8 protein-coding genes and 3 tRNA genes are annotated in these 12,886 nt (G+C 30.1%); 1 reads left to right on the forward strand and 10 read right to left on the reverse strand.

Annotation, left to right across the window (positions count from 1 at the left end; genetic code table 11):
• Positions 1-64: 64 nt before the first annotated feature.
• The 5 genes from addA to BM384_RS03065 form a co-directional block, all read right to left on the reverse strand.
• Positions 65-3,769, reverse strand: a complete 3,705-nt coding sequence (gene addA, locus BM384_RS03045; protein WP_090010946.1) for a helicase-exonuclease AddAB subunit AddA — start codon at positions 3,767-3,769, stop codon at positions 65-67.
• Positions 3,756-7,175, reverse strand: coding sequence for a helicase-exonuclease AddAB subunit AddB (addB, locus tag BM384_RS03050; RefSeq protein WP_090010948.1), 3,420 nt, complete (start codon positions 7,173-7,175; stop codon positions 3,756-3,758). The genes addA and addB overlap by 14 nt, the downstream gene beginning before the upstream one ends.
• A 165-nt stretch (positions 7,176-7,340) precedes the next feature.
• Positions 7,341-7,823: a GNAT family N-acetyltransferase gene (locus BM384_RS03055; protein ID WP_139232032.1), complete on the reverse strand. Its 483-nt coding sequence runs from the start codon at positions 7,821-7,823 to the stop codon at positions 7,341-7,343.
• A 122-nt stretch (positions 7,824-7,945) separates the two neighbouring features.
• Positions 7,946-8,036: transfer RNA gene (locus tag BM384_RS03060), tRNA-Ser, on the reverse strand.
• Between the two features lie 29 nt (positions 8,037-8,065).
• Positions 8,066-8,156 (reverse strand) — tRNA-Ser (locus tag BM384_RS03065).
• 128 nt (positions 8,157-8,284) lie between these two features.
• Between BM384_RS03065 and BM384_RS03070 the strand changes: the two genes are divergently transcribed.
• Positions 8,285-9,100, forward strand: a complete 816-nt coding sequence (locus BM384_RS03070) for an HAD family hydrolase (protein ID WP_090010952.1) — start codon at positions 8,285-8,287, stop codon at positions 9,098-9,100.
• A gap of 40 nt (positions 9,101-9,140) precedes the next feature.
• Here the strand turns inward: BM384_RS03070 and BM384_RS03075 are convergent.
• The 5 genes from BM384_RS03075 to serS all read right to left on the reverse strand — a co-directional run bounded on the left by BM384_RS03075 (position 9,141) and on the right by serS (position 12,767).
• A tRNA-Ser gene (locus BM384_RS03075) sits at positions 9,141-9,231 on the reverse strand.
• 112 nt (positions 9,232-9,343) lie between these two features.
• Positions 9,344-9,727 (reverse strand): aspartate 1-decarboxylase, encoded by a 384-nt coding sequence (gene panD, locus BM384_RS03080; protein WP_090010955.1) that lies wholly within the window; start codon positions 9,725-9,727, stop codon positions 9,344-9,346.
• A 16-nt stretch (positions 9,728-9,743) separates the two neighbouring features.
• A complete protein-coding gene (gene panC / locus BM384_RS03085; RefSeq protein WP_090010957.1) occupies positions 9,744-10,589 on the reverse strand; it encodes a pantoate--beta-alanine ligase in 846 nt (281 codons plus the stop codon).
• Between the two features lie 13 nt (positions 10,590-10,602).
• Positions 10,603-11,304, reverse strand: a complete 702-nt coding sequence (locus BM384_RS18610) for a 3-methyl-2-oxobutanoate hydroxymethyltransferase (protein ID WP_090010959.1) — start codon at positions 11,302-11,304, stop codon at positions 10,603-10,605.
• 185 nt (positions 11,305-11,489) lie between these two features.
• Entirely contained in the window at positions 11,490-12,767 is a 1,278-nt protein-coding gene (serS, locus tag BM384_RS03095) for a serine--tRNA ligase (RefSeq protein ID WP_090010961.1), read from the reverse strand.
• Positions 12,768-12,886: the final 119 nt, after the last annotated feature.

Below are 12,886 nucleotides of genomic sequence, written 5' to 3' on the forward strand. Positions count from 1 at the left end.
CATTCAGATATATTAGAATAATCTCTATGTCTGAATGTACTTTTATTTTACAAATTAATTTTCTCTAAATCTCTATTTCTTTATCTAAATAGAATAAATATAAATAACTTTCCTTAACTTCTTTACCAGTAATTTTTCTTAAGGCTTCTTTATAGTAATTAATCTGAACAGTATACTTTTTTATCATATCCTCTTCGTTACCTCTTTCAACATAATCAGTTTTATAGTCAAGCAAGATAATATCATCACCTTCATAAAAGAAACAGTCAATTACTCCTTGAAGTCTCACCTTTTCATCCTTTATATTCTCTGGCAAAGAACTATCTGCCTCTAGAGGACTTATTTCAGTAAAGAAAGGTAACTCCTTATAAACAGTATTTCCTGCATTAAAAGCCTTTAGTAATCTTTTTCCTAAATCACTCTTAAAGAAATTTAATATCTTCCTAGGTCTTATGGCTTTAAATTCTTCCTCACTTAAAAGTTCATTATCAACCAATTCCCTAAGCTGTTCATTTATTTGCTCTAAATTTTGAACTCTTGTGAAGTCCATCTTCTGCATTGCAAAGTGCATTGCTGTTCCTCTTTCTGCTGAAGTAAGTCCCTTTTCTTCTTGAAGAAACTTAGGCTTTACTTCTATCTTATCTTTAAATAAACTTTCTGATAAAGTATCCTCTATCTCTTCATAATTCTTTTTCTTTAAATCTGAAACAGAAAAATTACTCTTTAAGCTTGTAGACGCCTCATATTTATATTTAAACCCTAAACGTCTTTCTATTTCTTTATCCACAGTTTCACACTGAGAATTTATCAACAGATGTCCTTCTTCATTTTTATCCACATCTTCTTCGTTTTTATCCACAACTAATTGAGATTTGGTCCATAAATTAACCTCCCATGTGGATAAGTCTGTTCTTATTGGGATATCCAAAGCATTTGCTATTTGTCTCAAGTTATCCCCATCTTTATGTTTGCTAACAGCCATTCCAATCCAGTCTAAATATGACTTTCCTTTTAAAACTTCTGAAGATGGAATTACATCTTTATCTAAGGCAGCAGCAGATGAACATTTATCAGCCCACTTTTCCACATTTGATACAGCCCCAGTTATTATTAACTTTTCCTTTGCTCTAGTAAAAGCAACATATAATATTCTCATTTCCTCAGATAAAGTTTCTAATTTTATACGCTGTTTTATAGACTCCTTAGGAAGAGTACTGTAACTAATTCTTCTATCTAAATCTACTAAATCTGGCCCAAGTCCAAGCTCTTCATGATAAAGTATACTCTTATTTAAATCCATAAGATTAAATTGCTTTCCTGAACCAGCTAAAAATACAACAGGGAACTCAAGTCCCTTACTCTTATGAATACTCATTATTCTAACAACATCTTCATTTTCACCAAGAATCTTAGCACTTCCCATATCTCCTGATGATTTTCTTAATTTATTTATGAAATTTATAAAGTTAAATAAACCCTTAAAGCTTGTTTGTTCATACTGTTTAGCTCTTTGAAATAAAACTCTTAAATTTGCTTGTCTAAGGACTCCATTAGGCATTGCACCTACATATCCATAATAAGCAGTGTCCATGTATAAGTACCATATAAACTCATCTATAGGAGTGTATACAGCTTTACTTCTCCACTCATCAAGCTTCACTAAGAATTTTGCACACTTATCCTTAAGTACTTCATTACTATATTCTTCTGACATAACTTTCATATTTTCATAAAAATAATTGTCTTTATTAAATAATCTTATGTCACCTAATTCTTCAGCAGAAAAACTCATTATTGGTGATCTAAGTAACGCAATCATAGGAACATCTTGAAGTGGATTATCTATAACCTTTAAAAGAGACATAATTGTTCTTATTTCAATAGACTCAAAATATCCTGAACCTGTATCTGCATAAGCTGGTATTCCTTCTGCTCCAAGTTCATCTAAAAATACTTCAGACCAATTTTTAGTTGCTCTTAGAAGAATAACTATATCCTTATATTTCACAGGCCTATATTCTCCTGTAGCTTTATCTAAAACTTTAAAAGTCTTTCCATCTTTTTCAGACATAAGCTCTTTTATTCTTTTAGCTACAATTCTTGCTTCTAGGTTTATTGCACCAATATCCTCTTCTTCCTCATCTTCATCTCTATTTTCTAAAACTTCTTCATCCTCTGATACTCCTGACTTATCTAAAACATGAAGCTCTATGTCTCCACCAGTTATTGAAGACTCATCATTTATTTCCTTATAGTCTGCTCCTAAATTTAACGCTTCATCATCTGTATATTCAAGCTCACCAACTACTCTAGACATAAGTTCCTTAAATATATAGTTAACTCCATTAATAACTTCTAATCTACTTCTAAAGTTCTTATAAAGCTGAATCTTTCTATTTTTACCCTCAGTACTTGAATAATTCATATACTTATCTAAAAATAATTCAGGTTTTGCCTGTCTAAACCTATAAATACTCTGTTTAACATCTCCAACCATGAACACATTAGGGTCATCACTATACTTTCTAGAAACTAAATCTATAATAGCCTCTTGAACACTGTTAGAATCCTGATATTCATCAACAAGAACTTCATCAAAATACTCTTTATAATTTTCTGCAACATTAAACTCTTCGTTAGTTAATATTTTTAAACATAAATGTTCTAAGTCATTAAAGTCTAAGGCACTTTTTTTCTTCTTAGCCTTTGAAAATCTATCTTCAAATTCAATAACTAAATCAGTTAATGTCTTCATATAAGGATAAACTTCCTTTATTGATATAAACATATCATCAGGTGACATAGAAAAAACTTCTTCTTTAAGTTTTTCAATTTCTTTTTTAATGCTATTTCTTATATCCTTAACTCTTTCCTGAGCATCAACATCTTCAACATTTGCTTTTCTAACGGTCTTTAACTTTGAAAATTTTATAGAAACTAAAGCTTTATAAGTTTCATCTAAATCTTCACCAATAGAATCTTGTACGTCTTTTAAAGCAAACATATCCATATCTAAATTTTCTAAATAAGGTTCTAATCCTCCAACATTTCTGCATAAATAAATAGCCTTCTCAAGCATACTTATTAAACCACTAATCTGAACACTTAAGTTCTCCATAAGCACAGTAACCCATGTACTTTTTAATAATTCATCCTTACTTTGAATATTAAATTCTTCAGCTTTTTCTCTAAGCCATTTATCTGGCCAAGGTCCACTCATGGAAAATCTATATAAATCTAAAATTATATCCTTTAACTTTTGATCGCTTCTTGAATCACTATAAGCATCAACTAAATCTAAGAAATCTTGATTTTCTTCTTCATACTTATCTTCAAATAACTCTTCTAAAACTTCTGCTTTTAAAAGAGTTCCTTCAGTTTCATCTAAAATTCTAAAGCCTGGATCAAGCTCAATTATATGAAAATTATTTTTTATAACATCAAGACAAAAAGAATGCATTGTTGTTATATTAGCTCTACTTAACAATGTAAGCTGCTTTTGAAGATTTTTTGAATTAGGATTTTTCTCAAGACCTTTAGTTATAGCTGCTGCAATTCTTTCTCTCATTTCAGATGCTGCTGCACTAGTAAATGTAACAACTAGTAACTTATCTATATCAACAGGATTCTCTTCATTTGTTATAATCCTTATTATTCTTTCAACTAATACTGCTGTCTTTCCTGACCCTGCAGCTGCTGCTATTAGTAAATTACACTTTCTAGTTTCAATGGCTGCCTTTTGTTCTTCTGTCCATCTAGTTTCGCTCATCTTCAGCACCTCCCCTTACTTTATTCTCAATTTTTCTCCAAAGTTCTTTATCATCTTTTTTAACTACAAGCTTATACTTATTATCCTTTATACCTGTATCAAACTGACATATAGAAGAATAATCACAATAATCACAGTATGTTGAAGTTTGATTTTTACATGGTTCTATTTTTAGTTTTCCAGAAAGCATATCTTTACATAGTTCTATCATTTTATCATTAACATACTGTCTTAAAATTTCAAACTGCTCCTCAGTAGCAACAGAACTATTAGCTGAAAAATCTCCATCCTTCTTAAAAGTAGCAGGAATAATTAATGAATAAGTCTCCATATCATTATCCATAGCCCTTACAAGTTCTGCATTCTTTAATAAAAGTCCATTCATTTTAAGCTTCTGTAATACTTCTTTTCTAATTTCTTCATCCTCAAGTTCAGTTTTACTCTTAATTATAGGGTCATCAACTTTAAAATAAAGAATTGCTCCTGGCATAGCTTGAGTACGTAATATATATTCAGAATTTCTAAGAACAGCATCTAAATAAACTAATAACTGTATTTGTAATCCATAATATAGTTCATTTAAATCAAATTTCTTAGCACCTGTTTTATAGTCAATTACTCTTACATAAGTATTACCATCCATCTTTAATGTGTCTATTCTATCAATTCTACCAGTTAAATAAACCTCTTCACCTGATGGTAAATCTAATTTTATAGGTGCTCCATCTTTATAAGTTCCAAATTGAAACTCATTGCTAAAGACCTCAAATTGTCCTTTTCTCATCTGCTCTGATATTACAGATATAGACTTAGTTATGACTCTCTTAAATCTATCAGTAAAATATCTATACTTCTTACTACTATTTAATATTGAATCACTTTCTTCTTTTAACTTAATATCTATAAGCTCTCCAACAATTTCTCTACACCTATCAGAAGTAAGCTCTGACCATGCTATCTTTTCTCTTTTAATCTTAGTTGTAAAGTTATCTAAAATTTCATGCATAAATGATCCTAAGTCTGGTGCAGTAAATTCATAAATCTTTCTATCCTTAGCCTTCAATCCATACTGAACAAAATACGCAAAAGGACATCCTGCATACTTTTCCAACCTAGAAACACTAAATAAAAGCCTTCCACTATCTGTACTATATAGTTCTTTTATTTTTTCCCTGGCAATTTCATCTCCTGTATTGCTATAATTTAGTCCTGAAAATATATGTCCTGATCTATTATTAAATTCTTCTCTATTCTTATACCAACAAAATACTTCATCCCAGTATTCTTCAATATCATCTTTTTCATAGCTCTTTCTTAAAGCCAATATAAGATTGTTAAATGTAGGTACTGGAGCAATTACATCAGAATACTTATCCTTTCTTTTTCTAAGATTATATATATCACTTTCTTCTATAAGATTTGTAAATATTCTTTTTAATCTAGGAATTACTATTGATGCTCTCAGTGACTTACCTTCAAAATCAGCCATAGGATAACTTACCATCATAAATTTACTTCCTAGTGTTAAAGCTGTATATACCATAAATTGTTCTTCAAATACCTTAGACTTAGTACTTGAAGATAGCTCTACGCCCATTTCCTTTAAGATATCTCTATCCCTATCAGATAATATACCTTCATCTTTACTTGCTGAAGGTAAAACTCCATCATTAACTCCAACAATAAATAATGCCTTAACTTCTCTTCCTTTGATTCTAGCAATATCTCCAACATTAACTTGATCTAAAGCTGCAGGAATAACTCCAATTTCCTTGCTTTCAAATCCTGAAATTAATATCTTATAAAATTCATCTATGTCAATTTTATCAAAGCCCATAACTTCAACAGCTTGATTTAAAATATCTAATACTATTTCACTTACCTGCTCATATTCCTTAACCTTACTTTGAAGCCCTTTATCCTCAAACTCCTTAATCCATTCATCAATTCTATTAAAGACATCAATTTCTACAAGGAAGTTATATATAGCTGTACATACTGCTCTTACATCCTTATTTATTATTGATTTATGGAAGTTCATAAGAGGTGTTCTTACTCTATCCATAATATCTACAATTTCTTCTTCAGCCTCAGCTGGTAGTTCTCCAGTCCACTTATAGCCCTTTATTCCCTTAGATAAAACATAGTTTTCTAGCTTATCAATTTCATCTCTACTTATACCTGCAAGCCCACTTTTTAAATACTTAAATATAGTTTCATAAGACCAATTTCTAATATAAATTTCTAATGTGGATAAAATTAAAATAATTAGTTGATTATTTAGTATATCTATTTTTTTATCAAGGAAAAATGGAATTCCATATTCATTAAATATAACTGTAGTTATCTTTTCATACTCATCAATATTTCTACAAACAACAGAAATATCCCTATATCTATAATTCTCATCACGTACAAGTCTTATAATTTCCCTTGAGACTTCTTCTATTTCATCATAAGAGTTATTAGCTTTGTACAGTCTTAAGTCCTTAATTGGCTCCTTATATAGTTTAAAAGGGTATGTGAAAAAATATTTTTCTAGATGTGCAAGTTCTTTGCTTTCTCTAAAACGATATGGTATATCCTTATTTAAATCTACTGGGTTTTCATATCCAATATTATTTTCTCTCATCATACTTAAAATTCTGTATTCTGTACCCTTTATAACATTAAATATATCTGTAACTTCATCACCTTTCCCATCTCCAAGTTCATCCATACATAATGTTATGTTAATTGTCTTGCATTGACCTGCTAAAGCTCTTATAACTTCCATTTGCTGAGGAGTAAAAGTTGTAAACTCATCTATCCATATTTCAGTATTTTTATAAGGGTCCTTTAGCTTAAGCTTCTCTGCTAATAAAGTAAGTTCATCATCACCATCAATCATATTTTCTGCGATACTTTCATTAAACTTACTATATATTAAGGATAAATCCATAAGCTTTTCTTTTAATTCTTTATCCTCAATATTATCAATAGTCCCATCAATATTTTCTGGGAAAACATTATACTTCTTAAATTCCGTTATAGTCTCAGATATTATATCTGTAAATCCATGTTCCTTAGAAATTCTATTGAAGTAACTCATATTCTCTTCATTGTTTTGTAAAATCTTATGGATAAGCATACTTCTTCCTGAATCTTTCATCCTATCATGTACTCTTCCTCCATAAGCCTCAAAAATTCTATGTGCCATTCTCTTAAAGCTAAGAACTTCAGCCTTTAATAAAGCTTTTTCTCCTACTTTTCTTAAGAGTAGCGTTTCTCTTTGAAAGGTGTATTGCTCTGGCACTATATAAATAAGTTTATCTATACTATTGTCATTTATCTTTTTGCTAATTTCATCTATACAAAAGCTGCTTTTTCCAGAACCAGCCCTTCCGTATATAAATCTTATTCCCATAAATACAATCTCCTACTTTTTTTCTTATTAATTAATTCTATATAATCTAATTAAACCCCTTCTTATAATTATTCCTTATTTGTTTTTCTATAATCAAAATTATCATTAAAATTTAAAAAGGCATATCTAAATTTTAATAACTTAGCTACACCTTTTTCAAATATATTATTCACTTTTTTCTAGGACCATAGTTATTAAAGAAGTTCCTTCATGCTCTGATTTTTTATCCACAATAAATCCACAGGATTCATAACACTTTATAGCCCTTACATTTTTATCTATAACTTCAATAACAATTTTTTCTGCACCTAAATCCTCAAATAAATAATCACATAAAATTTTTATACTTTCTTTGCCATATCCTCTTCCCCAAAATTTTTGGCCTATAGTTATTCCTATTGTATAAATTGCAGATGATAAGTCTCGTTTTCTGTAGTCCATAAAACCTACAATTACATCTTTCTCATTTATTATAGTTAATATTTTATTGTCCATTTTTTTTAGGATATTAAAATTTTTTCTTAAGTACTTTTTATCCGGTAACATGTTGTTATATTTATTAACACTCTCATCATTACATAAATCGCATAATCTACTTATATCTTCTTTCATCATTAATCTCAAATAAACACTATTTCCTTTTATCATTTCTATCACTCTCACACACTCTTCTAATAATTAATATTCTGTTAACAAATGTAAAATGAATAACCTATTTTGAATTTAAACAAATATACGAAAAAAAAACACCTAACAATTGTTAGATGTTTTGGCGGAGGATCCGGGATTTGAACCCGGGCGCCAGTTGCCCGACCTACGCCCTTAGCAGGGGCGCCTCTTCAGCCACTTGAGTAATCCTCCATGTGTCCTACATATAAAAAAATTATATATGGCGGAGAGATAGGGATTCGAACCCTAGGTACCCGTGAAGGTACGCCGGTTTTCAAGACCGGTGCCTTAAACCAACTCGACCATCTCTCCGTAACCTACTTCGTTAGTATAACAGGTATTTAAAACTCTGTCAACATATTTTATAAAATTTTCTATACAAATATTCATTTTTTATTATATAATTACTTTACAACAAAATTATACTAGGAGGTAAACTTATGATACTTTATATTTCAGACTTAGATGGTACGCTGCTTAATAGCTCTGCTAAGATAAGTTCAAACAGTACAAAACTGTTAAATGAAGCCTTAAATAATAATATTAGTTTTACAATAGCAACAGCCCGTACTCCTGCTACTATTGTTCCCATATTAAAAAATATTAATCTGAATATGCCTGTTATAGCCATGAATGGATGTAGCATATATGATTTAAAAAATAATAAATATATACATACAATTTCTATAAATAGTAATTTAATTTCAAAGCTACAGAAATTAATTAGTAGTGAAGGACTAAATCCTTTTATATATACATTAAAAGATAATCATTTATATGTATATCACAATAAGCTTACTGTACCTTGTCAGGTAAAATTTTATGATGAAAGAAAAAATAGTTCATTAAAAACATTTATAGAAGCACCTTTACCTTCTAATTCGCAAGTTTTATATTTTACTATAATGGATTCAAAAGAAAAAATAGACAGCTTATTTGATAAACTTAAAGATATTCCTGAAATATCTGCTATTAAGTATTCTGATACTTATAATAAAGATGTATATAATTTAGAAATATATAATTATAAAGCATCTAAATCAAATGCTATTAACTACTTAAAAAATACATATGATTTTGATACCCTGGTTACATTTGGAGACAACCTTAATGATATTCCTATGTTTAATATCTCCGATCACTCTTGTGCTGTAGAAAATGCTGCTTGTGAGCTAAAAGAAATTGCTAGCGAAATAATAGGGCTTAATACTGATGATTCAGTAGCCAAATATATACTTAATCATTCGAATAAATAATACAATAAAAAACCTCAACAAACTGTTGAGGTTTTTCTCCTGGCGGAGAGATAGGGATTCGAACCCTAGGTACCCGTGAAGGTACGCCGGTTTTCAAGACCGGTGCCTTAAACCAACTCGACCATCTCTCCAAAACTTACTATTATATTATAACAACCTATCATATAATATGTCAACATATTTTTTAAAACTTTTTTACTATATATCGAATAGAGGATATTAAAATCCCCTATTCAACACATTTTAAGCTATTACCCCATGCTTTTCATATCTTGTTACTTCTTTTATACTATTATCCTCTTCAACAAATACTACTTTAGGTTTAAGCTCTTTTGCTTCCTCATTATCAACCTCACAGTATGCCATAATAATTACTTTATCTCCAACTTCAGAGCATCTAGCTGCAGCTCCATTTAAGCATATCATTCCAGATCCTCTTTCACCTGCAATTGTATAAGTTTCAAATCTTGCACCATTATTAACATCTACAATATGAACTTTCTCATACTCTAAAATTCCTGCTGCATCTAATAAATCTTCATCTATAGTAATACTTCCAACATAATTTAGTTCAGCTTGTACAACAGTTGCTCTATGAATTTTTCCTTTTAACATTGTTAAGTTCATCTTTTATTCCTCCAAATTACACTTCATATATAAAGTTATCTATTAATCTTGTTTTTCCAATGAATACTGCAATAGCTACTAATACTGTTCCACTTATAGTTTCAACATCTTTCATAGATATACCATCAACTACTTGAACATATTCAACTCTAGCTAAAGGTTCAGTTTCTAAGTTATTTTTTATAATATCAATAACCTTGCTACTATTTCTTTCACCAGCATCTACAGCTTCTTTTCCAAGTTTTAATGATTTACTTAATATTAAAGCAGCCTTTCTTTCCTCTGGGCTTAAATAAGTATTTCTTGAGCTCTTAGCTAGTCCATCTTCTTCTCTTACTATAGGACATCCAACAATCTCAATTCCAAAGCTTAAATCTCTAACCATCCTCTTTATAATTGCTAATTGTTGAGCATCTTTTTGCCCAAAATAAGCTCTATCAGGAGTTACTATATTAAATAACTTACTTACAACAGTACAAACTCCTCCAAAGTGAACTGGTCTACTCTTTCCACATAAGTTTTCAGTAAGAACACTCATATTAACTGATGTACAGAAATCATCAAAATACATTTCTTCCTTCTCTGGGTGGAATATTAAGCTAGCTCCTGCCTTTTCACATAATTCACTATCTCTTTCTAAATCTCTTGGATAGCTTTCTAAGTCTTCTGTAGGCCCAAATTGAATTGGATTTACAAATACACTAACAACAACTCTATCATTTTCTTTAACAGCTCTATCAATTAAGCTCTTGTGGCCTTCATGTAAGTATCCCATTGTTGGTACTAATCCAACGGTTAATCCTTCTCTTCTCCATTCCTTAACTAATCTTATTACTTCTTCTATACTTCCTGTAACTTTCATTGTTATCTCCCTTTTAATATAATTTTTCTAAAACATCATCATTTATTTTAAAACAGTGCTTTTCTTCTGGAAAAACACCATCTTTTACTTCTTCAATATATTTTGCAAAGGCTTCCTTCATATAATCACCTACATTTGCAAATCTTTTTACAAATTTAGGAGTGAAATCTGAAAACATGCCTAACATATCTTGATAAACTAAAACTTGTCCATCACATCCAGCACCTGCACCAATACCTATTGTTGGTATACTTATTTCCTTTGATATAAGTTCTGCAAGCTTAGATGGAACGCACTCTAGAACTACAGCAAAAGCTCCTGCCTCTTCAACAGCCTTTGCATCAGATATTAACTTTTTAGCAGCTTCTTCATCCTTATTAGAAAAAATTTTAGAAGATAACGAACCACTACAATGGCATATAATCTTGTTTTTAATAGATAGTTTGTCTATATTTTCCCATATAGAACCTATAACAGAATCTGGGGTAGTAATAAAAATAACATCACTCTCTTTTATTAAATCATTTATACTTACAAAACACTTAGAGTTTGTAAACTTTGCTGCTTCCTTTGTAGATTCTACATTCCTACTATAATAACCACTAATATTTATTTTGTTATTAGTTAAATACTTTCCTAGAGAAAAACCAACTTTCCCCGCTCCTATAAAACCTATATTTATGTTATCACCTCCAAAATTTAGAGTATGACACATACTAGTCCCTTTCTGTTTAAGATATAAACTATCTAAAAATTCAATTCATTATCTGGTATGGTTTCCTTCAAATACCACCCACAATAATAAATCTATCATAATTTTACTTATTATTCAATAAAATCAATTGTAGTAAAAATTCATAAAATAAAAAAGAGAGATATAAATCCCTCTTTTTTAACTAATTATTTTATTACGTCTTCTCTGAAGAATGGTTTTAATACTTCAGGAACCTTAACTGTTCCATCTGCTTGTTGATAGTTTTCTAATATAGCTGCAACAGTTCTTCCGATAGCAACACCTGATCCATTTATAGTATGAACGAATTGTGGCTTATCCTTTGGATTTTCTCTATACTTAATATTTGCTCTTCTAGCTTGGAATTCTTCAAAGTTTGAACAGCTTGATATTTCAACATATCTGTTATAGCTTGGCATCCATACTTCAATATCATATTTGATTGCTGCTGTAAATCCTAAATCACCTTTGCAGATTCTAACTATTCTATAAGGTAATCCTAATCCTCGTAATACAGATTCAGCATCAGCTACTAACTTATCTAATTCTTCATAGCTTTGTTCTGGCTTACAGAACTTAACTAATTCAACTTTATTAAATTGATGTTGTCTAACTAATCCTCTTGTATCTCTTCCTGCTGAACCAGCTTCTGCTCTAAAACAAGCTGAGTAAGCAGCATATTTTAATGGAAGATCAGCTCCATTTAATACTTCATTTCTGTACATATTAGTTACAGGAACTTCTGCTGTTGGAATTAAGAAGTATCCATTGTTTTCCACCTTAAATGCATCTTCTTCAAACTTAGGTAATTGACCTGTACCAGTCATGCTATCTCTATTTACCATGTATGGAGGTAAAACTTCTGTATACCCATTTTCAGTTGTATGTTTGTCTAAGAAGTAATTGATTATTGATCTTTCTAATCTTGCTCCTAAACCTTTGTATATAGTAAATCTTGAACCAGCAATCTTTCCGCCTCTTTCAAAATCTAATATATTTAAGTCAGTACCTAGATCCCAGTGAGCTTTTGGTTCAAAATCAAACTTAGTTGGTTCTCCCCATCTCTTTATTTCAACGTTATCTTCATCACTTTCACCTTCTGGAACTGATGGATTGGGTATATTAGGAATTCTAAGCATTATATACTTAATTTTTTCATCTATTTCATTAGTTTTAACATCGAATTCTTTAATTTCATCACCAAGTTCTCTCATTTCAGCCATTATAGCAGTAACATCTTCACCTGCTTTTTTCTTCTTAGGAATTTCTGCTGAAACTTGATTTCTCTTGCTCTTTAATGTTTCAACTTGAACTAATATTTTTCTTCTTTCTTCATCTAATGCAATAAGTTCATCAATTACTGCTGTGTCGAAATCTTCTCCTCTGTTAGTAAGAGCTTTTTTAATTTCTTCTGGATTTGTTCTAATTCTTTTTAAATCTAACATTCTTAATACCTCCTAAAATTTACAAGAACAAAGTGGCTGACGCCACGCTTTTCAGCGCAGGAAGCAGCTTTGTTTTACCATGCAAAAGGTTCTAAAAGTAAAATAATTTCATATTAAAA

This window comes from Clostridium sp. DSM 8431 (genome assembly GCF_900116755.1).
GTDB lineage: Bacteria > Bacillota > Clostridia > Clostridiales > Clostridiaceae > Clostridium.

Excerpts from the sequence above, each read along its gene's own strand:
- addA (WP_090010946.1), bottom strand. The coding sequence starts at position 3,769 with ATGAGCGAAACTAGATGGACAGAAGAACAAAAGGCAGCCATTGAAACT.
- serS (WP_090010961.1), bottom strand. The coding sequence starts at position 12,767 with ATGTTAGATTTAAAAAGAATTAGAACAAATCCAGAAGAAATTAAAAAA.
- BM384_RS03070 (WP_090010952.1), top strand. The coding sequence starts at position 8,285 with ATGATACTTTATATTTCAGACTTAGATGGTACGCTGCTTAATAGCTCT.
- BM384_RS18610 (WP_090010959.1), bottom strand. The coding sequence starts at position 11,304 with ATGTGTCATACTCTAAATTTTGGAGGTGATAACATAAATATAGGTTTT.
- panD (WP_090010955.1), bottom strand. The coding sequence starts at position 9,727 with ATGAACTTAACAATGTTAAAAGGAAAAATTCATAGAGCAACTGTTGTA.
- panC (WP_090010957.1), bottom strand. The coding sequence starts at position 10,589 with ATGAAAGTTACAGGAAGTATAGAAGAAGTAATAAGATTAGTTAAGGAA.
- addB (WP_090010948.1), bottom strand. The coding sequence starts at position 7,175 with ATGGGAATAAGATTTATATACGGAAGGGCTGGTTCTGGAAAAAGCAGC.
- BM384_RS03055 (WP_139232032.1), bottom strand. The coding sequence starts at position 7,823 with ATGATAAAAGGAAATAGTGTTTATTTGAGATTAATGATGAAAGAAGAT.